The sequence below is a fragment of the Mycolicibacterium llatzerense genome (assembly GCF_000878195.1).
Lineage (GTDB): Bacteria > Actinomycetota > Actinomycetes > Mycobacteriales > Mycobacteriaceae > Mycobacterium > Mycobacterium llatzerense.
Genome location: NZ_JXST01000021.1, coordinates 60,059 through 82,655 on the forward strand (window position 1 = coordinate 60,059; position 22,597 = coordinate 82,655).

The following is a 22,597-nucleotide window of genomic DNA, read 5'->3' on the forward strand; positions in this document are numbered from 1 at the left end:
GACGCACAATGGACAGCGATGCCACCCGACCACAGCTTCGCGCCCACCCAGCTCTCCGCCCGCGCCGCCTACCTGCTGCGCGGTAATGACCTGGGCGTCATGACGACGGCGGCGCCGCTGCTGTACCCGCACATGTGGAGCTGGGACGCCGCGTTCGTGTCGATCGGGCTGGCGTCGCTGACCGTCGAGCGCGCTGTCGTCGAACTGGACACGTTGTTGTCGGCGCAGTGGGCCAACGGCATGATCCCGCACATCGTGTTCGCCAACGGCGTCGACGGCTACTTTCCCGGGCCGGCTCGATGGGAGACCTCCACGCTGGCCATCAACGCGCCGCGCAACCGGGACACGTCCGGCATCACGCAGCCTCCGGTGCATGCCATTGCGGTGCAACGGATTCTGGACCACGCGCGCACCCGCGGGCGGTCCACCCGGGTGGTGGCCGAGTCGTTCCTGGACCGCAGGTGGGACGACCTGGTGCGCTGGCACCGCTGGCTGGCCGAGGCGCGTGATCCGCAGGAGCGCGGCCGGGTGACGCTGTATCACGGCTGGGAATCCGGCATGGACAACTCGCCACGGTGGGATAGCTCCTACGCCAACGTGATTCCGGGCGCGGTGCCCGAATACCAGCGCGAGGACAACGCGATCATCACCGACACCAGCCAGCGCCCGTCCGACGTCGAGTACGACCGGTACCTGTGGTTGCTGGAGGAGATGAAGTCCGTCCGGTACGACGACGCGCTGCTGCCGAAGGTGATGAGCTTTCAGGTCGAGGATGTGTTCGTCTCGGCCATCCTGTCGGTGGCGTGCACGGTTCTGGCGGAGATCGGCGAGGACTACAAGCGGCCGAATGCGGATGTGCGCGAACTGTATTCGTGGGCCGAGCGGTTCCGTCAGGGTGTGGTGGCGACCACCGACGAACGCACGGGCGCGGCCCGCGATTTCGATCTGCGGGCCGACAAGTGGATCCCGAGTGAGACCGTGGCGCAGTTCGCCCCGTTGCTCTGTGGCGGTCTGCCGCATGACCGCGAACGCGCGCTGCTGCGGCTGCTGGAGGGTCCGCGGTTCTGCGCGCACCCCGACCTCAAGTACCCACTGATCCCGTCGACGTCACCGGTGTCCCGCGACTTCCGCCCGCGGGAGTACTGGCGCGGCCCGGTGTGGCCGGTGATGACGTGGCTGTTCTCGTGGTGTTTCGCGCGCCGCGGGTGGTCGGAGCGGGCATCGATCCTGCGCCGGGAAGGCCTGCGGCAGGCCAGTGACGGCACGTTCGCCGAATACTACGAGCCCTTCACCGGGGAACCGCTCGGCAGCATGCAGCAGTCGTGGACCGCCGCGGCCGTACTGGACTGGCTGGGTTGAGCTAGGCCGTATTGCCGCGCTTCTCATCGTGGCTCGTTCCTCGCCGCTTGATCCTCGCGCGGCTAGTCGTCGTTGCTGGTGGCCAGCTTCTCCAGTGGCGCAAGGGCCTTGGAGATGTTGTCGATGTCCTCGGGTGTCAGCTTGGCCATCATTGCGATCAGGACCTTGCGACGGGCCTCGAGGGCCTCACGGTGCTGCACGAGTCCGCGCGGCGTCACGTTCACCAGGACAGCGCGCAGGTCAGAAGGGTCACGGGACCGCTTGACCAGACCCAGCTTCTCCAACCGCCGGATCGCCACCGTCGTGGTGGGGGTGCGGACCCGCTCATGCGCGGCCAGCTCGGTCATCCGGATGGGTCCGCGATCCAGCAGCGTGAGCAGGATGGACAACTGCGCGAGGGTCAGGTCGGCGCCGGCCTCGGCGTCCTTCGGGATCTCGACGCGTCGGCGCATCACGTTGAACAGCTTGGAGAGGACCTGCTGCAGGTCTCCTGCAAGGTCCGCGACCTGCGGCTCCGTCGACGACATAGTTCGATAGTCTAACGTGTATGCCGGGTACTGGCCGGTATTAGACAACCTGCGCCAGAAATTGACGTAAACGTTGAGTTTCAGCGGATTCGAAGATCCGCTCGGGGGTTCCGGTCTCGATCACGCGGCCGCCGTCCATGAACACCACCGAATCTGCCGCTGACCGGGCGAAACCCATCTCGTGGGTGACGACCACCATGGTCATGCCGTCGGCCCCGAGTTCGCTGATGAGCGTCAGGATGCCCTTGACCAGTTCGGGATCCAGCGCCGAAGTGGCCTCGTCGAAGAACATCACCTGGGGATTCATGGCCAGGGCGCGGGCGATCGCGACACGTTGCTGTTGTCCGCCGGAGAGGGTCGCGGGGCGGACCTCGGCCTTGTGCTTCAGCCCGACGCGCTCCAGCAGTTTCAGGCCGAGTTCGCGGGCGGCATCGGCGTCCAGGCGCTTGAGTTTGCGGGGCCCCAGCGTGACGTTCTCCAGCACCGTCCGATGCGGGAACAGGTTGAAATGCTGGAACACCATCCCGATCCGCTGGCGCAGCTGATCGGGGTTGTCCTTCAGGACCGAACGACCGTCGAGCAGGATGTCGCCGCGGTCCGGTTCGTACAACCGGTTCAGGGTGCGCAGCAGCGTCGATTTGCCCGAGCCCGACGGGCCGATGACGGCCGTCGTGGTGCCGGCCGGCACGTCCAGGTCGACGCCCCGCAAGACGGTGCTGGCACCGAAGGACAGGTGAATGTCGTTGGCGGCCAGGGAAACCGGCTGCGGGGCGGTCATGCGATCTCCTCGGTCGCGGCGGTGAGCTCGGGTTCGGCGGGCCGACCTTTACTGAGTCGCCGGTCGATGTAGTTGACCAGGTGGGTCAGGGGCACGGTCAGGGCCAGGTAGAACAAGCCGGAAGCAACCAGGGGAGAAAGGTTTCCGGTCTGCGCGTTGAGGTCGCGGCCCACCTGGAACAGCTCGCGCTGACTGGCGATCAACCCGAGGAAGTACACCAGCGACGACGCCTTCAGCAGCGAGATGAACTGGTTCATCAGCGCCGGCAGCACGCGGCGGACGCCCTGCGGCACCACCACCAGGCGCATCGATGCCGGGTAGCCGAAGCCGAGCGCGCGCGAAGCCTCGAGCTGGCCGGCGTCGACACTCTGAATACCCGAACGCAGAATTTCCCCGATATAGGCGCCCGCCATCAGCCCCAGCGCGGCAATTCCCAAGGGGTACGGGTTGTTTCCGGTCAGCGAGCCCACCACCGGACCGATGCCCAGCCCGATCACCAGGATGATCACCACTTCGGGCAGACCGCGGAAGATGTCGGTGTACACCCGCGCCGGCCACCGCAGCCAGCGCGACCGGGAGATGCCCGCGATGGCCAGCGTCATGCCGATGATCAAGCCGATGATGCTGGCGCTGACGGTCAGGATGAGGGTGTTCGGCAGGCCCGTCTTGAACAGATCCGGGATGGCCTGCCGATACAGCCGCCAGTCCAGGAATGCGTCTTTCAGTTGGGACAGAGTGGATTTCGGCGCGGGACCGGACGTCGGCGCCGCGGACGCGTGCGACGCGGCGATGGCGTTGAAGTCGGGCAGTTGCGGCAGCGGAGCGGCCTTCGATCCGGGCTTCCAGCCCGGCGGCAGGGCTCGCGGTACCCAGTCCGAATAGAGCCGAGCCCAGGTGCCGTCGGCGATCACCGCGTCGAGGCCCGCGTTGAGCGCGTCGATCAGCGGCTTGTTCTCCTTCGCGACCGCGTAGGCCACGAAATTGTCCAAGCTGAAGGTGTTTTCGACGATCCGCGCCGGGTCACCCGGCTGCACGGTGCCGGAGGCCTGCTGCGACGGCGCCACCCAGGCGTCGATCTGCCGGGTCTTGATGTTGGCGTAAACCGTTGCGTAGTCCGGGAATTTCACCGGTTCCAGGTGCAGGGTGTCGACGACGTAGGCCTCCTGCACGGTGCCCTGTACGACGCCGATGCGCTGGCCCGCCTTCAGTGCACCGAACCCGTTGATGGCCGATCCGCTCGGCACGACGAGCGAAAAGTAGCCGAAGTCATAGCCATTGGTGAATCCGACGGTGCGGCGCCGGGCGTCGGTGGTGGTGATCGATGACGACCCGACGTCGAATCGGCGGGAGGCGACCTGGGCGAGCAGCCCGGCGAAATCGGTGCCGACGAAGTTGACGCGCAGCCCGATCTTCTCGGCGATGGCCCGCAGCAGCTCGTTGTCGAAGCCGGTGAACTGGCCGCCCGAGTTGATACAGATGCTCGGCGGCGCATCGGACAGTGTGCCGACGGTCAGCACCCCGGGGGCGCTCAGCCCCAAGGTCTCCGGCCGCACTGTCGAAAGCGGTTGGGTACCAGGCGTCGTGTACTTGTCGGTGCCGTCGCCCTGGGCGGCGGTGGCCAGGTTGGTGGGCAGCGCGCTGGCGCTCTGCACGCCCGGCGGAGCGCACTGGTCGGTGGTGGCGCGGGCCGGGGCGCCCACGGACAGCGAGCAGACCAGGAGTGCCACCAGTATCGCTACCGTCGCACGCAGGAAAGAGGTCACGCAGGTCAACCTAGCGGGTGCCCGGCCGAATTCAGCGGCTTCAGCTCGCCCGGAATTGATCCGGCCGGGCCACGTCGGTTACTGGCTGTCGCGCCACCGGCACAGGGTTTCGGCGTGGCCCAGGTCGTAGTCCGGCCCGTTGACGCCCACCGTCAGCAACGAAACACCCAGCGCGGTCAGGGCTTCGGCGTTGGCGATCAACCCGTCGCCGCTGTCGTCCACGCCGGCCGAGCGGACGATGGTGCTGGGGTCGCGGCCGACGTCGGCACAGTGCCGGTCCAGCACGGCGGCCTTCTCCGGATACGTCGACGCCGAGGTGAAGCTGTGCCACATCTGGGCGTACTGCGCGACGAGCTTGAGCGTCTTGCGTTCGCCCTGGCCGCCGATCAGGATCGGAATCTCGCGCACCGGGGCCGGATTGAGCTTGCCCAACCGCGAGATGATCCGCGGCATCGCCGCTGCCAGGTCGTCGAGTCTGCTTCCGGCCGTGCCGAATTCGTAGCCGTACTCGTCGTAGTCCTTCTCTTTCCAGCCCGATCCGATGCCCAGGATCAGCCGCCCGTCGGAAATGTTGTCGACCGTCCGCGCCATGTCCGCCAGCAGTTCCGGGTTGCGGTACGAGTTACAGCTGACCAGGGCGCCGATCTCGATCCGCGACGTTTGCTCGGCCCAGGCGCCCAGCATCGTCCAGCATTCGTAGTGCGCGCCGTCGGGATCGCCGTACAGCGGGAAGAAGTGGTCCCAGTTGAAGGCGACGTCGACGCCGAGGTCCTCGCTGCGACGGACCGCGTCGCGCATCAGGCCGTAGTTGGGGGAGTGCTGGGGCTGCAGTTGAACCCCGATGCGGATGGGAAAGGTCATGTCCCCACGCTAGCGGCCGAGGACGCCCCGCAGAATGTCCACGAGCGCCGCGGGCTGATCGCCCTGCACCGAGTGCCCGGAATCGGCGACCATGTGGGTCCGCTGGAAACCCGGCGCGCCTGCGGCGAAGGCGGCGGCATCGTCGTCGTTGACGAAGTACGACTTGGCGCCCCGCACCAGGGTGGTCGGCATGGTGATGGACGGGACGTCGTCCCACAGTCCGGCGAAACCGTCACCGACGCGGAGCGAATCGTAGCGCCAGGTCCAGGTGCCGTCGTCGAGTTGCTTGGCGTTGTGAAAGACGCCGCGGCGCAACGAGTCCCGGCTGCGGTGCGGGGATGCGGCCATCGTGACGTCCAGCATCGCGGCGAAACTGGGGAAGCTGCGGTCGCCCTTCACCAGCGCGACCGCGCCCAGCTGGGCCTGGGTCATCTGCTCGTGCCGCTCCGGCGCCGACGGGGTGACGTCGATCAGGACCAGCGAGGGCACCAGGGCCGTGTCGGTCGCCGCGATGCGCAGCGCGGTCAGCCCACCCAATGACATCCCGACCACCAGCCGGGCCGACGGGGCGTGCGCGCGCAGCACCGGCCGCAGGGTTTCCGCGTTGAGCTTGGGCCCGTAGTCGCCGTCCTCGCGCCAGGCCGACCGCCCGTGCCCGGGCAGGTCGATCGCCAGCGCCGGCACGCCGAGGCCGAGAATGACCGTGTCCCAGGTGTGCGCGTTCTGTCCGCCGCCGTGCAGGAACACCACCTCGGGTTCCGAGGTGCCCCACTTCAGCAGGCTGATCGGCCCGTCCTCGATCCGGGACACCGCGGGCAGCGGACCGGTCGCGCCGATCTGCTCGGCGTTCTCGGGCAGCAGCGCGAACTCGTCGAGCGCCAGCAGGTCGTCGTCGGAAATCTCGAGGGCCACGTTTCGGACATTACCCCCGGCGCCGGGGAGCGCTCAGCTGCCGACCGGGGCGGAGGTTCGGATCAGGTGATCGAACGCCGACAGCGCCGCTGTCGCACCAGCTCCCGCCGCGATGACGATCTGCTTGAACGGCACCGTCGTGCAGTCGCCGGCGGCGAACACGCCGGGGACCGACGTCTGGCCGCGTTCGTCGATGACGATCTCGCCGCGCTTGGACAGTTCGACGCTGCCTTCGAGCCACTCGGTGTTGGGCAGCAGGCCGATCTGGACGAAGACGCCCTGCAGCTCGAGGGTGTGCGCCTCGCCGGTGGAGCGGTCCTGGTAGGTCAGGCCGGTGACCTGATCGCCGTCGCCGAGCACCTCGGTGGTCAGCGTGCTCAGCAGGATGTCGACGTTGGGCAGGCTGCGCAGCTTGCGCTGCAGCACCTCGTCGGCGCGCAACACGGAATCGAACTCGATGAGCGTCACGTGGGAGACGACGCCGGCGAGGTCGATCGCGGCCTCCACGCCGGAGTTGCCGCCGCCGACGACGGCGACGCGCTTGCCCTTGAACAGCGGTCCGTCGCAGTGCGGGCAGTAGGTGACGCCCTTGTTGCGGTACTCGGCCTCGCCCGGCACGTCCATCGAGCGCCAGCGGGCGCCGGTGGACAGGATGACGGTGCGAGCGGTCAGCGAGGCGCCGCTTTCCAGCGAGATCTCGATGAGCCCGCCCTCGTCGATCGCGGGCAGCAGCTTCGCGCCGCGCTGGGTGTTCATCACGTCGACGTCGTACTCGCCGACATGGGCTTCCAGCGCCGCGGCGTACTTCGGTCCTTCGGTGTGCGGGACGGAGATGTAGTTCTCGATCGCCATGGTGTCGAGCACCTGACCACCGAATCGCTCGGCGACCACGCCGGTGCGAATTCCCTTGCGGGCAGCGTAGATTGCGGCCGCCGCTCCTGCGGGTCCGCCACCGATCACCAGCACGTCGAAGGGGTCCTTCTCGGCGATCGCTTCGGCAGTGCGCTGCGCGGCGCCGACGTCGACCTTGCCGATGATCTGCTCGAGGGTCATCCGGCCCGAGTCGAACACCTCACCGTTGAGGAAGACGGTGGGCACCGCCAGCACCTTGCGCTGCTCGACCTCGTCTTTGAACAGCGCGCCGTCGATGGCGACATGGGTGATGCGCGGGTTGAGGATCGCCATCAGGTTCAGCGCCTGCACCACGTCGGGGCAGTTCTGGCAGGACAGCGAGAAGTAGGTCTCGAAGTGCAGGTCGGCGTCGAGGCCCCGCACCTGCTCGAGCAGTTCGGGGGCTTCCTTCGACGGGTATCCGCCGACCTGCAGCAGGGCCAGGGCCAGCGACGAGAACTCGTGGCCGAGGGGGATGCCTGCGAACCGGACCTCGACGTCGGTGCCGGCGCGACGGATCGCGAACGACGGCCGACGGGCGTCGTCGTCGGCACGCGAGTAGGTGATCTTGTCCGACATCGCCGCGATCTCGGTGAGCAGTGCGGCGAGTTCGGTGGACTTGGGGCTGTCATCGAGGGAGGACACCAGCTCGATGGGCGCGGTCAGGCGCTCCAACAGGGACTTCAACTGGCCGGCGAGTGAGGTGTCGAGCATGCGGATCAACTCCATCGATGAGAGGACTGGCTGGGCCATTTATGGCCCGAAAGATATTGGTGAAAAACAGTTTTGATGGGCGGTGCGGGCCGGATGAACCAGACCCGCACCGTCAACCAACAGTGCAGAGCTAGATCTTGCCGACGAGTTCCAGCGACGGGGCCAGGGTCTCTTCGCCCTCTTCCCACTTGGCCGGGCAGACCTCGCCCGGGTGGTTGCGGACGTACTGAGCGGCCTTGACCTTGCGGACCAGCTCGGCGGCGTTGCGGCCGATGCCCTCGGCGGTGACCTCGGTGAACTGGACGACGCCGTCGGGGTCGACCAGGAAGGTGCCGCGGTCGGCCAGGCCCTGGTCTTCGCGGAGCACCTCGAAGTTGGTGCTGATCTGCAGGGTCGGGTCGCCGATCATGGCGTACTGGATCTTGCCGATGGTGTCGGACGAGTCGTGCCACGCCTTGTGGGTGAAGTGGGTGTCGGTGGACACCGAGAACACCTCGACGCCGAGGCGCTGCAGCTCCTCGTAGTGGTCGGCGAGGTCGCCGAGCTCGGTCGGGCAGACGAACGTGAAGTCGGCCGGGTAGAAGAAGAAGATCGCCCACTTGCCCGCGATGTCGGCGTCGGACACGGGGATGAAGGTGCCGTTCTTGTACGCGGTGGCGGAGAACGGCTTGATCTGCTTGTTGATCAGGGCCACGGGAACCTCACTTCGGGTCACTATCGGATGTTGGTTACGACTCCGTAGCTTAGTCCCATTTTTTGGACTAGTTCCAGTTTGAGGAGGGTGGTTGTGGCCAGTCTCACAGCGCCGGACCTGATCATCGCGGCGCCCCAAATGCAAAGTGGGCGGCCAGGTTTCACCTGGCCGCCCACTCTGACGTCGATAATTACCCTGCGATGAAGGCTTCCAGCTGAGTGCGGGCGAGGTCGTCGGCGACCTGCTCCGGCGGGCTCTTCATCAGGTAGGCCGAGGCCGGCAGGATGGGGCCACCGATGCCGCGGTCCTTGGCGATCTTGGCGGCGCGCACGGCGTCGATGATGATGCCGGCCGAGTTGGGGGAGTCCCAGACCTCGAGCTTGTACTCCAGGTTCAGCGGCACGTCACCGAAGGCGCGGCCCTCGAGGCGGACGTACGCCCACTTGCGGTCGTCGAGCCACGCGACGTAGTCCGACGGGCCGATGTGGACGTTCTTGTCGTAGACCTTGTCGGCCAGCGAGCCGGTCAGGTTCGAGGTGACGGCCTGGGTCTTGGAGACCTTCTTGGACTCCAGGCGCTCGCGCTCGAGCATGTTCTTGAAGTCCATGTTGCCGCCGACGTTCAGCTGGTACGTGCGGTCCAGGGCGACGCCGCGGTCCTCGAACAGCTTGGCCATCACGCGGTGGGTGATGGTGGCGCCGACCTGGCTCTTGATGTCGTCGCCGACGATCGCCACACCGGCGTCGGTGAACTTCTTGGCCCACACCGGGTCGGAGGCGATGAACACCGGCAGCGCGTTGACGAACGCGACCTTGGCGTCGATGGCGCACTGCGCGTAGAACTTGTCGGCCTCTTCCGAGCCGACGGGCAGGTAGGAGACCAGAACGTCGACCTCGGCGTCCTTGAGCGCCTTGACCACGTCGACGGCCTCGGCGTCGGACACCTCGATGGTCTCGGCGTAGTACTTGCCGATGCCGTCCAGGGTCGGGCCGCGCTGCACCGTCACATTGGTGGGCGGCACGTCCGCGATCTTGATGGTGTTGTTCTCGGAAGCGAAGATGGCCTCGGACAGGTCGAAGCCGACCTTCTTGGCATCCACATCGAACGCGGCCACGAACTTCACGTCGCGCACGTGATACTGGCCGAACTTCACGTGCATCAGTCCCGGCACGATCGTGTTCTCGTCAGCGTTCTGGTAGTACTGCACGCCCTGGACGAGCGATGCCGCGCAGTTGCCTACGCCGACGATTGCGACCCGAACCTCGTTCGACTCAGACATGTGACGGTCTCCTTTTCCTACTCTTTCAGTGCGTTCGCCGGGGCGTGAGCGCTCAGGTTTGGTCGGCGTGACCCTGCGCCACGCGCTCGGCTGCAATCAGTTCGTTGAGCCATTTCACTTCGCGCTCACTGGACTCGAGACCGAGCTGATGCAGCTGGCTGGTGTAGCGGTCGAGTGAACTACTGGCCCTTGCGATCGCCTCGCGCAGACCTTCGCGACGCTCCTCGACCTGACGGCGCCGCCCTTCCAGGATTCGCATCCTGGCTTCGGCGGGCGTCCGATTGAAGAACGCCAAGTGCACACCGAATCCGTCGTCGGTGTAGTTCTGGGGGCCGGTGTCTGCGACGAGTTCGGTGAACCGTTGCTTGCCGGTGTCGGTGAGTTGGTAGACGCGGCGCGCCCGGCGCACCTTCGTCGAACCGAGCGGTGCGGCGTCTTCGACGATCAGGCCGTCGGCCTGCATGCGACGCAGCGCCGGGTAGAGGGAGCCGTAGGAGAAAGCCCGGAAGGCTCCCAATAGCCCGGTCAGGCGCTTGCGCAGCTCGTAGCCGTGCATGGGGGACTCCAGCAGAAGCCCCAGGATGGCCAGCTCCAGCACAGTGTCACCTCCCGATTTGACTGACGGCGTCACCTATCAGGCGCTACGACGCCTCAACACCTCGCACAATAGTATCGCGCCGATATATACGGAGCCAATCGAGAGCTCACATGGAGATGAACGGCATTCGATGCGGGCGTCAACGCGGCCCGAACATGGGGCGAATCAGCCGGGGTAGTTGATCTGCTTCTGGTTGCCGTCCGGGTCGAGATTGATGTAGCCGCTGTTGTTGAACTTGCCGGACACGTAGATCGAGATCTCGACGGTGTCCTGCGGCGCCGTGATGTCCTTGCCGGCCTTGATCGACATGTAGACGGTGTTGATCTCGTTGCGCTTGATGCCCAGGGTCTCGGGGGCGCCGTGCAGGATTCCGGCGATCTTCTCGACGTTGAATTTGCCCAGGTCGACGACGCGCTCGTCGCTGCTCACCGAGGTGGTGTCGGGGTCGTCCCAGCCTCCGCGGTAGTCGTACCGCAGCACTCGGCGCGGTTCGCCCGGGTCGGGGCGCTCGAGGATCGCGTAGTCCCCGTAGATGTTCAGCTCATAGCCGGTGGTGTCGCCGAATTTTTTCTTCATCTGGGCCAGCAACCCGGTCAGCCCGCCGAGCGACTGCAGCTGGCGCGGCGGGGTCAGCACGATCGGCGCGATCCCGTCGGGCTTGGCGCCGGGGTCTTCGGCTGCGCTCAGCGGCGACTGGCCCGGCGCGGCGTAGATACCCCAGCCGATCGCGAGACCGACCACGAGCATCACCGCGGCGCCGGCGGCGAGCACGCCCCAGCCGGTGGACGGCACCGCGCGGCCCGCGCCCGTCTTCAACGTGGGCAGCTTGACCGACGAGTTCCCGGTCTGCAGATCGGTCACCAGCGAGCGCAGCTCCCCGAGGGTCACGGCTTTGGTGGCCGTTGCGACGCGCTGCCGGTGCTCCTCGGCCGACAGCTGGCCGTCGGCCAGCGCCGTGTCCAGAATCTGGCAGGTGTCGTTGCGGTCGCTGTCTTTCGCCCGGGTCGCTGCGGTGGCCACCGGGAAAGAGTAAAGGTCAGGTGGCACGGCCGCGTGAGCCCGGCCACAAGCCATCTACCACTGCACCTCTCAAGCTGGCTACAACCCGGCCACATGCGTGCCATCACGCATCGGCGTCCAGCTGCCCGACGTACTCTGGTCAACGTGCGATTGCAGCGGCAGGTGGTCGACTATGCGCTCCGGCGCAGGTCGCTGCTGGCCGAGGTCTACTCGGGCCGTACCGGCGTCACAGAGGTGTGTGACGCCAACCCCTACCTGCTGCGCGCTGCAAAATTTCATGGCCGGTCCAGTTCGGTGATGTGCCCCATCTGCCGGAAGGAACCACTGACATTGGTGTCGTGGGTGTTCGGCGATCACCTCGGGGCGGTGTCGGGTTCGGCCCGTTCCACCGAGGAGCTCGTCCTGCTGGCCGCCAAGTTCGACGAATTCGCGGTTCACGTGGTGGAGGTATGCCGCACTTGCAGTTGGAATCATTTGGTCAAGTCATATGTATTAGGGACGCCGAGTCCCCCGAAGTCGGCGAAGCCTCGTGGCACGCGCGCGGCGCGCTCGAAAGCGCGCACCGCCAGTGAGTGACGGAGTGAGTGGGGCTGGGCGTCACAGCCGGTCAGGCGACGACGCGACCAGACGACCGGCCGCCGGCGCGCAGCAAGGTCGCCCTGGCCCCGTGCCGCCGGATGACCGGCGCACCATGATCCTGCCGTCGGTCGGGAAGGCCGACGACCCGCGGCTGCGGGATCCGATCGACGCCGTGAAGGCGGCGCTGGACGGCACCAAACGGCCGAGTCAGCCCCCGATGAGCGCGGGCGGCGGCATGAACCCGCCGCCGAAATCGCCGCCAGCACCGCCTCCGCGGACCGGCGGTGGAAAGTCCGGCGGACCCCAGCTGCCGAAGTTCAAGTGGAACTGGAAGCTGTTCCGGCGGCTCTGTTACGCCGGCATCGTCGTGTTGCTGGTGCTGCCGATCGTCACGTTCGGCATGGCGTACCTCATCGTCGACATCCCCAAGCCGGGTGACATCCGCACCAACCAGGTGTCGACCATCCTGGCCAGCGACGGCACCGAGCTGGCGAAGTTCGTTCCGCCGGAAGGCAACCGGGTCGACGTCAATATCGACCAGATTCCCGTGCATGTGCGCAACGCGGTGATGGCCGCCGAGGACCGGGATTTCTACACCAACCCGGGCTTCTCGTTCTCCGGCTTCGCGCGCGCGTTCAAGAACAACATCTTCGGCGGCGACCTGCAGGGCGGGTCGACCATCACGCAGCAGTACGTGAAGAACGCGTTGGTCGGTGATGCCCGCTCCGGCATGGGCGGCTTGGTCCGCAAGGCCAAGGAGCTGGTGATCGCCACCAAGATGTCGCGGCAGTGGTCGAAAGACGAAGTGCTGCAGGCGTATCTGAACATCATCTATTTCGGCCGCGGCACCTACGGCATCGGCGCGGCGTCGAAGGCCTACTTCGGCAAACCGGTCGAGCAACTCGACGTGGCCGAGGGCGCGCTGCTCGCCGCTCTGATCCAGCGGCCGTCGACCCTGGACCCGGCCGTCGACCCCGAGGGCGCCGCCGAGCGCTGGAACTGGGTACTCGACGGCATGGTGACCATGGGCGCGCTGTCCAAGGAGGACCGCGCACAGCAGAAGTTCCCGGCCACCGTGCCGCCGGAGCAGGCGCGCCAGGCGAACCAGACCGAGGGTCCCAACGGCTTGATCCAGCGGCAGGTGATGAAGGAGCTGCAGAGCATCTTCAACATCAACGAGCAGGCGCTGAACACCGAAGGGCTGCAGGTCACCACGACCATCGACCCGAAGGCGCAGCAGGCCGCACAGGATGCGGTGTCGAAGTACCTGGACGGCCAGGCGGACGACATGCGGGCGGCCGTGGTGTCGGTCGATCCGCACACCGGCGGCATCAAGGCGTACTACGGCGGCTCCGACGCCAACGGCTTCGACTTCGCGCAGGCGGGTCTGCCGACGGGTTCGTCGTTCAAGGTCTTCGCGTTGGTGGCGGCCCTGGAGCAGGGCATCGGCCTGGGTTACCAGGTGGACAGCTCACCGGTGACGGTCAACGGCATCAACATCACCAACGTCGAGGGCGAGGGCTGCGGCACCTGCAGCATCGCCGAGGCATTGAAGCGGTCGCTGAACACCAGTTACTACCGGTTGATGCTCAAGCTCAAGCACGGCGCGCAGGATGTCGCCGACGCCGCGCACAAGGCCGGCGTCGCCGACAGCTTCCCCGGCGTCGAACACACGCTGTCCGAGGACGGCAAGGGCGGCCCGCCCAACAACGGTGTGGTGCTGGGCCAGTACCAGAGCCGCGCGCTGGACATGGCCTCCGCGTACGCGACGCTCGCCGCGTCCGGTCAGTACCACAAGCCGCACTTCGTGCAGAAGGTCGTCAACGGCGACGGGCAGGTGCTGTTCGACGCGTCGTCGCAGGACGGCTCGGGTGAGCAGCGGATTCCGAAGGCGGTCGCCGACAACGTGACCTCGGCGATGCAGCCGATTGCCGGGTACTCCCGCGGCCACAACCTGGCCGGCGGCCGGGCCTCGGCGTCCAAGACGGGCACCGTGCAGCTCGGTGACACCGGCGCCAACCGCGATGCGTGGATGGTCGGCTACACGCCGTCGCTGTCCACCGCGGTGTGGGTCGGCACAACGGCCGGGACGCAGCCCCTGGTGAACAAGGGCGGCGGACCGGTGTACGGCTCGGGGCTGCCGTCGGACATCTGGAAATCCACGATGGACGGCGCGCTGAAGGGCACCGACAACGAGTCGTTCCCCAAGCCCACTGCCATTGGCGGGTACGCCGGCGTCCCGCAGGCCCCGGTGATCAAGCCACCGGCGCCTGATGACCCGCAAGGGCCGCCGCCGGGTGCGCCCACGGAGACGGTGGTCCAGCCGACGCTCGTCATCGCCCCGGGTATCACCATCCCGTTCGGTCCGCCGACGACCATGCAGGTCGGTCCGCACCAGGACGCGCCGCCTCCTGGCGGCGGTGACCCGAACCAGCCTGGCCCCCCGCCGCCGCCGTGACGGTCGAGGAACCAGACAAGCCCGGCGCCCCGACGGTCTCGCCGGCCCGGCTGGCCCGGGACCTGCGCAGCGCCGACGACCGCGACCTGCCCAGCCGCACCGACGTCCTGGGTGCCGCGCTGTCCGGTGTCGTGGGCGGGCCGGTGGGCCGGCACGCCATGATCGGCCGGGCGCCGTTCCTGACCCCGTTCCGGGTGATGCTGCTGATCGCGCTCGTCTTCCTGGGGCTGGGCTACACCACCAAGGCGCCATGCCTGGTGACGACCGGCTCCGGCACCGCCGATCAGCGGGTCGCAAACTGGCAGAACCAGCGGGCCTACTACGAGTTCTGCTATTCGGACACCGTGCCGCTGTACACCGCGGAGCTGCTGAACCTGGGCAAGTTCCCGTACAAGTCCAGCTGGATCGAGACCGACAGCGCGCACAAGCCGCGCGTCCAGTACGACGGCACGCGGGCCATCCGCTACATGGAATACCCGGTGCTGACGGGCATGTACCAGTACGCGTCCATGTCGGTGGCCAAGACCTACACGGCGCTGTCGAAACTGGTCCGGATACCGGTGGTCGCCGAGGTGATCATGTTCTTCAACATCTCGGCGTTCGGGCTGGCCCTGGCGTGGATGGCCACCGTCTGGGCGACCATGCGAATGTCCGGCCGACGGGTCTGGGACGCCGCGATCGTGGCCGGGTCGCCGATCCTGATCTTCCAGGCGTTCACGAACTTCGACGCGCTCGCGACGGGGTGCGCGGCCGGCGCCATGCTGGCCTGGTCGCGGCGGAAACCAGTGGTGGCCGGGGTGCTCATCGGGGTCGGCGTGGCCCTCAAGCTCTACCCGCTGCTGTTGCTGATCCCGCTGGCGATGCTGGCGGTGCGGACCGGCAAGTGGCGGCCCGTGGTCAAGACCGCGATCGCCGCGCTCGTGACGTGGATTGCGGTGAACCTGCCGATCATGCTGATGTACCCGCGCGGTTGGTCGGAGTTCTTCCGGCTCAACACCCGGCGCGGGGATGACATGGACTCGCTGTACAACGTGGTGAAGTCCTTCACCGGCTGGAGCGGCTTCGACACCAACCTCGGGTTCTGGGAACCGCCGACGGTGCTCAACACCGTCACCGCGGTGCTCTTCGTCCTATGTTGTGCGGCAATCGCTTACGTGGCGTGGACGGCGCCGCAGCGGCCGCGGCTGGCGCAGCTGGCGTTCCTGGTCGTCGCGGCGTTCCTGCTGACCAACAAGGTGTGGAGCCCGCAGTACTCGCTGTGGCTGGTGCCGCTGGCCGCGCTCGCGCTGCCGCATCGTCGAATCCTGTTGGCGTGGATGACCATTGACGCACTGATCTGGATTCCGCGGATGCTGTATCTGTACGACGACCCGAAGCTCGGGCTGCCCGAACAGTTCTTCACCACGACCGTGCTGCTGCGGGACATCGCGGTGATCGGCTTGTGCGCGTTGGTGATTCGTGCCATCTACCGGCCGGAGGTGGACCTGGTCCGCTGGGGCGGCCGGGTGGACGATCCGTCCGGCGGCGTGTTCGACGAAGCCGACGACAATCCGCCGCGCTGGTTGCCCGCCCGGCTGCGTCCGCGCCCTGCGGCCGTCGCAGAACCCGACCCCGCGTCCGAGCCTGAACCGGAGCTTGCGCCCACGGCATAAAGGGGCTGCGTTCTGTCGCGCTCGGTGGCAGGGTCGAGGCGTGACTGACTTGACCTTCTCCGATTCCATCGTCGTCGACACCGATCCCGAGACCCTCTATGCGCTGGTCTCCGACGTGACCAACATGGGCCAGTGGAGCCCGCAGTGCAAAGAGTGCTGGTGGGAGGACGAGGACGGCGGCCCGGTGGCCGGCGCCTGGTTCAAGGGCCGCAACGAGGAGGGCGACCGGACCTGGGAGACCCGCAGCCAGGTGGTCGTCGCCGAGCCCGGCCGCGAGTTCGTGTGGGAGGTCAACGGCGGCTGGGTGCGCTGGGGCTTCACCGTCGATCCCGTCGACGACGGCACCCGGCTGACGCAGTCCTGGGAGTTCCTGCCGGCCGGGATCGAGGGCTTCCACGGGCGCTGGCCCGACGACGCCGAGCATCAGATCGCACTCCGCACGAAGTACGCGAAGGAAGGCATCCCGGTGACGCTGGCCGCGATCAAGAAGACCGCCGAGGCCTAGGTTTTTCTTGCCGCGAGTGTGCAGTCGGCGCGGATGTCGCTTTTGCGGCGCGCTGGCCGCACTTCGCGGCGCCGGTCGCGCTCTCTCCCTTGGCAACTTCGATCTGGAGCCGTCAACTTTCCCTGACGTCAAGGAAAGAAAGCTGACGGCCCGGGATCGCACATGCCGGGGAGGGCTGGCCCCGACTCAGCCCTGATGCGGCGGGTAATACGCGTACTGCGGAAGTTGTTGTGGCGCAGCCTGACTCTGCCCCGCTCTGATCCACGCGGTGGTTGACGGCAGCAGCACCAGGACCATCGTGACGATCGGGAATGCCAGGCCGACAAAGGCGCTGACGACACTTTCGGGCGAGTACCAGCCATCCGACGTCACGGCGGTGGTGAAGACGGAGGTCATCAGGTTGCTCACGATGGCCACCGCACATCCACTGACCACGAGCCACCGGCCGAGCATCTTGCGCCGAAAGAGCAGCACTGCGCCGGCGATGAGCAACACGCTCAGCAGCGTGCCGAGCACGAAGCCGATGATCACCACGGCGACCATTCCGATGGCAAGGACGCCGAAGATGCTGTCGAGGAGTTCGAGATCAGAATGGTCGAAGTTGCTGCCGATCGATGCGATGGCGATCAGGAAGAACAGTGACACGGCGGTGAGGCCGAGGCCGAGCAATCCGCCCAATGCCGCCAGCACTCCGGCGGTGATCGCGGTGCCGCCGCTCGGCTGGGTCGGTGCCGCCGGCGGGGCGGGGTAGGCGCCTGGCTGCGGGTATTGCGGATACGTCATTTTTCCCCTCTGACGCCAGGTTGATCCATTTAGCCCTGGTACGGCAGCCTATCGGCCGTGACGCGTCTGCCGGGGTGACGGAAGACTCCTGCGTTGATTGTGAACTGACGCCGCAAAAGTTCGAGTGAGTGTCTGCGTAGACGCACAGTCAACGCCCCGCGCGGACGGCTGGATCCGACTCAGCCCTGGTACGGCGGATACTGCGGAAAGTACTGCGGTGCAGTGAGATTCCGCTTGGCGTGCATCCATCGGGTGGTCGAGGGTAGGAAGGTCAGCACGACGGTCGCCACCGAAAAGATCGCGATCGGGAGGGCTATCACCCCCACGGGGCCGGCCCCGTCCGCATTCGCCGCCAGGAAGGCTCCCAACCCGAACGCGAAGATGGGCACGCATCCGATGCCGATGAGCCACCGACTGGCCGGCTTGCGCGACAGCAGCATGAAGCCCCCGACCAGGATCAGCAGGCCGCCGATGACCGACATCGCAAGGAACAAGTGGCCGACGTGCGACGAAGAGCGGGTGGTGAAGGGGCCCGGTTCTTTCGTGAGGGACTCTACCAAGGCCATGGCACCGAGGCAGCCATGCAGCAGTCCGCCCATGATCGACAGCACGCCCGCGATGACTCCACCGACCCCGCCAGTCGACGCGGGCGGCAGGGGTGCGGGCGGAAAACTGCCCGGATAGCCGCCGGGATATGCGCCCGGCTGCGGGTATCCCTGCTGGTAGGCGGGTTGCGCGGGGTAACCGGGCGGATACCCTGGCTGCTGCGGGTAGCCGGGCTGCCCGGGGAACCCCTGGCCGTAAGGACCCTGCGGATAGGTCATGCGTCCCCCTCGCCGACAACAATCGTGCACCCAGCCTATCGATCTTTACGGCTCCGTCAGGGCGGCACTTCTGAGTGCCGATTTCGCAGCTCAGGGGCTCTTCGGGTAACCTGGCCCGGTTGCCGACGCAGGCGACCCTCCTGCCACGGAACACGCCGTGGCCGACACGACCATAGGAGGTGATGGGTTCCACATGCGTCCATACGAAATCATGGTCATTCTCGACCCCACACTTGACGAGCGCACCGTAGCTCCGTCGCTGGAGACGTTCTTGAACGTCGTCCGCAAAGACGGCGGCAGCGTCGAAAAGGTGGACATCTGGGGCCGCCGCCGGCTGGCTTACGAGATCGCCAAGCACGGTGAAGGCATCTACGCGGTTGTCGACGTGAAGGCCGAACCGGCCACGGTCAACGAGCTCGACCGTCAGCTGAACCTGAACGAGTCGGTGTTGCGTACCAAGGTCCTGCGGACCGACAAGCACTAGAAGCACCGAAGCTCTGCGGATTTGTCGCGAGCCTTGCGTAGGCTCGCGCCTAATTCACCCAATCCGTCCCAGGAGGATCTCGTGGCTGGTGACACCACCATCACCGTTATCGGAAACCTGACCGCTGACCCGGAACTGCGCTTCACGCCGTCCGGTGCTGCCGTTGCGAACTTCACCGTGGCCTCGACGCCGCGGATGTTCGACCGGCAGAGCAATGAGTGGAAGGACGGGGAGGCGCTGTTCCTGCGCTGCAACATCTGGCGGGAGGCGGCCGAGAACGTCGCCGAGAGCCTGACCCGGGGGTCGCGTGTCATCGTGACCGGCCGGCTGAAGCAGCGCTCGTTCGAGACCCGTGAGGGTGAGAAGCGCACTGTGATGGAGGTCGAGGTCGACGAGATCGGCCCGTCTCTGCGGTACGCGACGGCGAAGGTGAACAAGGCCAACCGCAGTGGCGGCGGTGGTGGCGGCTTCGGTGGCGGCGGCGGTTCCCGCCAGCCCGCCGGTGGCGGCGGCGCTCCGGCCGACGACCCGTGGGGCAGTGCCCCGGCATCGGGTTCGTTCGGCGGCGCCGACGACGAGCCGCCCTTCTGATCCACGTAATTGGCTGGGAAACCAGCTAGACCCAGAAAGAGAAACACATGGCTAAGGCCACCAAGCGGCGTCCGGCCCCGGAAAAGCCGGTCAAGACCCGCAAGTGCGTGTTCTGCTCCAAGAAGGCGCAGATCATCGACTACAAGGACACCGGACTGCTCCGGACCTACATCAGTGAGCGCGGCAAGATCCGTGCCCGTCGCGTCACCGGTAACTGCGTGCAGCACCAGCGCGACATCGCCATCGCCGTGAAGAACGCCCGTGAGGTTGCGTTGCTTCCGTTCAGCTCGTCGACGCGATAGGGAGGACTGAGAAATATGAAGCTCATTCTGACCACCGAGGTCGACCACCTGGGTTCGGCCGGCGACGCCGTTGAGGTTCGTGACGGCTACGGCCGTAACTACCTGCTGCCCCGCGGTCTGGCCATCCTGGCCAGCCGTGGTGCCGAGCGCCAGGCCAACGAGATCCGTCGGGCGCGCGACGCCAAGACGGTTCGCGACCTGGACCACGCCAACGAGCTGAAGCAGGCGATCGAGGCCCTCGGCCCCGTGTCGCTGGCTGTCAAGGCCGGCGCCGACAGCGGCAAGCTGTTCGGTTCGGTGACCGCGGGCGACGTCGTCGCCGCGATCAAGAAGGCCGGTGGCCCGAACCTCGACAAGCGCACCGTCGAGCTGCCCAAGGCGCACATCAAGTCGGTCGGCACCCACAAGATCGCGGTGCGTCTGCACCCGTCGGTCAACGTGCCGGTGTCGCTGGCTGTCGTCGCCGGATAGGCATGCAGTAGCTCAAGCAGCAGAACGCCCGGGTGGAGTCAATCTTTGACTTCGCCCGGGCGTTTTCTGTTGACAGCGGGCGAATATTTTCAGCCAATCTGCAAACAGTGATCTACGCCGGCTGTTAACCTGCGCGGCCCTTTTCCGCTACGCGCCCGCAACACAACACGCCCGAGATGGCTACCCGGCACGACACGCCGCACCAATTCTCATGCACAGGCTCAGAGCCGATATATAGGCCGTTGAGCAGCATGTTTGGGAATTTACCCGCGGGTATTCCACAAGTTCTCCCCAAGCGGTCAACATCGTTGTCCACGTCTTTCCACATTTCATCCACAGGGTTGCTAACAGGGGCGGTTCCGGACTGCTCCAGCAACGCCTAACGTGGTGCGTCGCACGGCAGGTGAGCGGCTTGAGAGCCCGGTCTGTCGGCAGGGTGAAGTACGGTCACGAGTAGCTCGTTCGAACGTTTGTTTGCTGTTGGTTTTCGGGGGAAGAGGAGCGCTTCGTGGCTGTCGCTGACGACCTGGGTCGGTCCGACATGGAGGAGCCGCCGAGCGAGGATTTCGGCCGGCAACCGCCGCAGGACATGGCTGCCGAGCAGTCGGTGTTGGGCGGCATGCTGCTGTCCAAGGACGCGGTCGCCGACGTCCTGGAGCGTCTCCGCCCCGGCGATTTCTACCGGCCGGCACACCAGAACGTCTACGACGCCATCCTCGACCTGTACGGCCGCGGGGAGCCCGCTGACGCCGTCACTGTCGCCGCGGAGCTGGACCGTCGCGGTCTGCTCAAGCGCATCGGTGGCGCGCCGTATCTGCACACCCTGATCTCCACCGTGCCCACGGCCGCCAACGCCGGCTTCTACGCCGGCATCGTCGCGGAGAAGGCCACGCTGCGCCGTCTCGTCGAGGCCGGCACGCGCGTCGTGCAGTACGGCTACGCGGGCGCTGAAGGCGCTGACGTGGCCGATCTGGTGGACCGGGCGCAGGCCGAGATGTACGACGTCACCCAGACCCGCAGCAGCGAGGATTTCACCGTCCTGGAGGAGCTGCTGCAGCCCACCATGGACGAGATCGACGCCATAGCCTCCAATGGCGGTATCTCGCGCGGCATCCCGACCGGCTTCACCGAGCTCGACGAGATCACCAACGGTCTGCACCCGGGCCAGATGATCATCGTGGCCGCGCGCCCCGGTGTGGGTAAGGCGCTGGCGCTCGACACCCCGCTGCCCACTCCCGGCGGCTGGACCACCATGGGTGACGTCTCGGTGGGCGACGAGCTGATCGACGCCAGCGGACGGCCCACCCGCGTGGTCGCCGCGACTCCGGTGATGGAGGAGCGGCCGTGCTACGAGATCGACCTCTCGGATGGCACCACCATCGTGGCCGACGCATCGCACCAGTGGCCGACCGGCCGCGGCATCGTCACCACCGCGACCCTGCGGCCCGGCGCGGACCGGCTCGAGCCGGCATTGACCGCCGGTGGGCTGGCCGTGCTCACCCGCCCCGTGACGATTGCCGATGTGCGCCGGGTGGATTCGGTGCCGGTGCGCTGCGTCGAGGTCGACAACCCGGCCCACCTGTACCTGGCCGGGCGGTCGATGGTGCCCACGCACAATTCGACGATCGGGCTGGACTTCATGCGGTCCTGCTCGATCAAGCACCAGCAGGCCAGCGTCATCTTCTCGCTGGAAATGAGCAAGACCGAGATCGTCATGCGATTGCTCTCGGCCGAAGCCAAGATCAAGCTGGGCGACATGCGCTCGGGCCGCATGAGCGACGACGACTGGACCAAGCTGGCACGCCGCATGAGCGAGATCTCCGAGGCGCCGCTGTACATCGACGACTCGCCGAACCTGACAATGATGGAGATCCGGGCCAAAGCCCGTCGTCTGCACCAGAAGGCCCAGCTGCGGCTGATCGTCGTGGACTACATGCAGCTGATGACCTCGGGTAAGAAGTTCGAGTCCCGGCAGCAGGAAGTCTCGGAGTTCTCGCGGTCGCTGAAGCTGATGGCCAAGGAACTCGAGGTTCCGGTGGTCGCGATCAGCCAGCTGAACCGTGGTCCCGAACAGCGCACCGACAAGCGCCCGCAGGTGTCGGACCTTCGTGAGTCCGGATCGCTGGAGCAGGACGCCGACATGGTCATGCTGCTGCACCGCCCGGACTCCATCGACCGTGACGACCCGCGCGGTGGTGAAGCCGACATCATCCTGGGCAAGCACCGCAACGGCCCGACCGCGAATATCACTGTGGCACACCAGCTCCACTTCTCGCGGTTTACGAATATGGCGCGGTAGCGGGCCGGGGAGCTTATCCGATGATCGTCTGTGCCGCTGTTCAATCGGCTGCTGCTGAGGCCCGGGGACGCTGATGACGGTGACCGTGCCGCAGGTGGAGGCGTCGCGGCCGGAGTCGTTGACTGAGTCGGCAGCTGAACTGAGTGGCAAGGCGTCGCGGCTGGCGGCCAGATCGACGCGCAGCGCGCTGCGATCGATGGGCTGCGGGGGAGCTGGCAGGGCACCGCTTCTGATGCCGCGGTGGCCAAAGTGC

Annotated in this window: 22 protein-coding genes; 10 read left to right on the forward strand and 12 right to left on the reverse strand. The window is 66.8% G+C overall.

From position 1 onward, the window contains the following. Positions 1-18: 18 nt before the first annotated feature. Complete coding sequence (ggh, locus tag TL10_RS15915; protein ID WP_043986340.1) at positions 19-1,359, forward strand: glucosylglycerate hydrolase; 1,341 nt, start codon at positions 19-21, stop codon at positions 1,357-1,359. 62 nt (positions 1,360-1,421) lie between these two features. On the opposite strand, the gene TL10_RS15920 is transcribed toward ggh, so the two are convergent. From TL10_RS15920 to TL10_RS15965, 10 genes are all read right to left on the reverse strand, one after another. Further along, a complete protein-coding gene (locus TL10_RS15920; RefSeq protein ID WP_043391536.1) occupies positions 1,422-1,886 on the reverse strand; it encodes a MarR family winged helix-turn-helix transcriptional regulator in 465 nt (154 codons plus the stop codon). Between the two features lie 40 nt (positions 1,887-1,926). After that, positions 1,927-2,664 carry an amino acid ABC transporter ATP-binding protein gene (locus tag TL10_RS15925; protein ID WP_043986341.1) on the reverse strand — a complete coding sequence of 246 codons (738 nt, stop codon included), beginning with the start codon at positions 2,662-2,664 and terminating at the stop codon, positions 1,927-1,929. Then, positions 2,661-4,415 carry an ABC transporter substrate-binding protein/permease gene (locus tag TL10_RS15930; RefSeq protein ID WP_043986386.1) on the reverse strand — a complete coding sequence of 585 codons (1,755 nt, stop codon included), beginning with the start codon at positions 4,413-4,415 and terminating at the stop codon, positions 2,661-2,663. Before TL10_RS15930 ends, TL10_RS15925 begins: the two co-directional genes overlap by 4 nt. A gap of 90 nt (positions 4,416-4,505) precedes the next feature. Further along, positions 4,506-5,288 (reverse strand): LLM class F420-dependent oxidoreductase, encoded by a 783-nt coding sequence (locus TL10_RS15935; RefSeq protein WP_043986342.1) that lies wholly within the window; start codon positions 5,286-5,288, stop codon positions 4,506-4,508. A 9-nt stretch (positions 5,289-5,297) separates the two neighbouring features. Next, positions 5,298-6,200, reverse strand: coding sequence for an Rv0045c family esterase (locus tag TL10_RS15940; protein ID WP_043986343.1), 903 nt, complete (start codon positions 6,198-6,200; stop codon positions 5,298-5,300). Between the two features lie 33 nt (positions 6,201-6,233). Further along, positions 6,234-7,805, reverse strand: a complete 1,572-nt coding sequence (ahpF, locus tag TL10_RS15945) for an alkyl hydroperoxide reductase subunit F (RefSeq protein WP_043986387.1) — start codon at positions 7,803-7,805, stop codon at positions 6,234-6,236. Positions 7,806-7,935: 130 nt separating this feature from the next. Further along, positions 7,936-8,499 (reverse strand): alkyl hydroperoxide reductase subunit C, encoded by a 564-nt coding sequence (gene ahpC / locus TL10_RS15950; protein WP_043391547.1) that lies wholly within the window; start codon positions 8,497-8,499, stop codon positions 7,936-7,938. A 190-nt stretch (positions 8,500-8,689) separates the two neighbouring features. Next, a complete protein-coding gene (locus TL10_RS15955; protein WP_043391549.1) occupies positions 8,690-9,778 on the reverse strand; it encodes an inositol-3-phosphate synthase in 1,089 nt (362 codons plus the stop codon). 52 nt (positions 9,779-9,830) lie between these two features. Next, positions 9,831-10,376, reverse strand: a complete 546-nt coding sequence (locus TL10_RS15960; protein WP_043391550.1) for a PadR family transcriptional regulator — start codon at positions 10,374-10,376, stop codon at positions 9,831-9,833. A 165-nt stretch (positions 10,377-10,541) separates the two neighbouring features. Then, entirely contained in the window at positions 10,542-11,396 is an 855-nt protein-coding gene (locus tag TL10_RS15965) for a DUF1707 SHOCT-like domain-containing protein (protein WP_043391552.1), read from the reverse strand. Between the two features lie 144 nt (positions 11,397-11,540). On the opposite strand from TL10_RS15965, the gene TL10_RS15970 reads away from it, so the two are divergent. The 4 genes from TL10_RS15970 to TL10_RS15985 all read left to right on the forward strand — a co-directional run bounded on the left by TL10_RS15970 (position 11,541) and on the right by TL10_RS15985 (position 16,590). Continuing rightward, complete coding sequence (locus TL10_RS15970; RefSeq protein ID WP_043391555.1) at positions 11,541-11,972, forward strand: DUF5318 domain-containing protein; 432 nt, start codon at positions 11,541-11,543, stop codon at positions 11,970-11,972. A 91-nt stretch (positions 11,973-12,063) separates the two neighbouring features. Then, the gene (locus TL10_RS15975; protein WP_110789100.1) at positions 12,064-14,433 is read left to right on the forward strand and encodes a transglycosylase domain-containing protein; all 2,370 of its coding nucleotides are present in this window, start codon (positions 12,064-12,066) and stop codon (positions 14,431-14,433) included. Then, positions 14,430-16,085 (forward strand): glycosyltransferase family 87 protein, encoded by a 1,656-nt coding sequence (locus TL10_RS15980; protein WP_043986346.1) that lies wholly within the window; start codon positions 14,430-14,432, stop codon positions 16,083-16,085. Before TL10_RS15975 ends, TL10_RS15980 begins: the two co-directional genes overlap by 4 nt. Positions 16,086-16,125: 40 nt before the next feature. Next, a complete protein-coding gene (locus TL10_RS15985; protein ID WP_043986347.1) occupies positions 16,126-16,590 on the forward strand; it encodes an SRPBCC family protein in 465 nt (154 codons plus the stop codon). Positions 16,591-16,776: 186 nt separating this feature from the next. Here the strand turns inward: TL10_RS15985 and TL10_RS15990 are convergent, their stop codons facing one another. Both TL10_RS15990 and TL10_RS15995 read right to left on the reverse strand, forming a co-directional pair. Continuing rightward, positions 16,777-17,373, reverse strand: coding sequence for a hypothetical protein (locus TL10_RS15990; protein WP_051954555.1), 597 nt, complete (start codon positions 17,371-17,373; stop codon positions 16,777-16,779). Between the two features lie 179 nt (positions 17,374-17,552). Beyond that, positions 17,553-18,197 carry a hypothetical protein gene (locus TL10_RS15995; protein ID WP_043986348.1) on the reverse strand — a complete coding sequence of 215 codons (645 nt, stop codon included), beginning with the start codon at positions 18,195-18,197 and terminating at the stop codon, positions 17,553-17,555. 193 nt (positions 18,198-18,390) lie between these two features. Here TL10_RS15995 and rpsF point away from each other — a divergent pair, with 193 nt between their 5' ends. From rpsF to dnaB, 5 genes are all read left to right on the forward strand, one after another. After that, a complete protein-coding gene (rpsF, locus tag TL10_RS16000) occupies positions 18,391-18,681 on the forward strand; it encodes a 30S ribosomal protein S6 (RefSeq protein ID WP_043391567.1) in 291 nt (96 codons plus the stop codon). Positions 18,682-18,762: 81 nt separating this feature from the next. Then, the gene (locus TL10_RS16005) at positions 18,763-19,272 is read left to right on the forward strand and encodes a single-stranded DNA-binding protein (protein ID WP_043391569.1); all 510 of its coding nucleotides are present in this window, start codon (positions 18,763-18,765) and stop codon (positions 19,270-19,272) included. Between the two features lie 47 nt (positions 19,273-19,319). Further along, positions 19,320-19,574: a 30S ribosomal protein S18 gene (gene rpsR / locus TL10_RS16010; protein WP_043391572.1), complete on the forward strand. Its 255-nt coding sequence runs from the start codon at positions 19,320-19,322 to the stop codon at positions 19,572-19,574. 15 nt (positions 19,575-19,589) lie between these two features. Then, entirely contained in the window at positions 19,590-20,045 is a 456-nt protein-coding gene (gene rplI, locus TL10_RS16015) for a 50S ribosomal protein L9 (protein ID WP_043391573.1), read from the forward strand. 508 nt (positions 20,046-20,553) lie between these two features. Next, positions 20,554-22,344 carry a replicative DNA helicase gene (gene dnaB / locus TL10_RS16020; RefSeq protein WP_043986349.1) on the forward strand — a complete coding sequence of 597 codons (1,791 nt, stop codon included), beginning with the start codon at positions 20,554-20,556 and terminating at the stop codon, positions 22,342-22,344. The last annotated feature ends 253 nt before the right edge of the window (positions 22,345-22,597 follow it).

Excerpts from the sequence above, each read along its gene's own strand:
- ggh (WP_043986340.1), top strand. The coding sequence starts at position 19 with ATGCCACCCGACCACAGCTTCGCGCCCACCCAGCTCTCCGCCCGCGCC.
- TL10_RS15920 (WP_043391536.1), bottom strand. The coding sequence starts at position 1,886 with ATGTCGTCGACGGAGCCGCAGGTCGCGGACCTTGCAGGAGACCTGCAG.
- TL10_RS15925 (WP_043986341.1), bottom strand. The coding sequence starts at position 2,664 with ATGACCGCCCCGCAGCCGGTTTCCCTGGCCGCCAACGACATTCACCTG.
- TL10_RS15935 (WP_043986342.1), bottom strand. The coding sequence starts at position 5,288 with ATGACCTTTCCCATCCGCATCGGGGTTCAACTGCAGCCCCAGCACTCC.
- ahpF (WP_043986387.1), bottom strand. The coding sequence starts at position 7,805 with ATGCTCGACACCTCACTCGCCGGCCAGTTGAAGTCCCTGTTGGAGCGC.
- TL10_RS15955 (WP_043391549.1), bottom strand. The coding sequence starts at position 9,778 with ATGTCTGAGTCGAACGAGGTTCGGGTCGCAATCGTCGGCGTAGGCAAC.
- TL10_RS15990 (WP_051954555.1), bottom strand. The coding sequence starts at position 17,373 with ATGACGTATCCGCAATACCCGCAGCCAGGCGCCTACCCCGCCCCGCCG.
- TL10_RS15995 (WP_043986348.1), bottom strand. The coding sequence starts at position 18,197 with ATGACCTATCCGCAGGGTCCTTACGGCCAGGGGTTCCCCGGGCAGCCC.
- rpsF (WP_043391567.1), top strand. The coding sequence starts at position 18,391 with ATGCGTCCATACGAAATCATGGTCATTCTCGACCCCACACTTGACGAG.
- rpsR (WP_043391572.1), top strand. The coding sequence starts at position 19,320 with ATGGCTAAGGCCACCAAGCGGCGTCCGGCCCCGGAAAAGCCGGTCAAG.
- rplI (WP_043391573.1), top strand. The coding sequence starts at position 19,590 with ATGAAGCTCATTCTGACCACCGAGGTCGACCACCTGGGTTCGGCCGGC.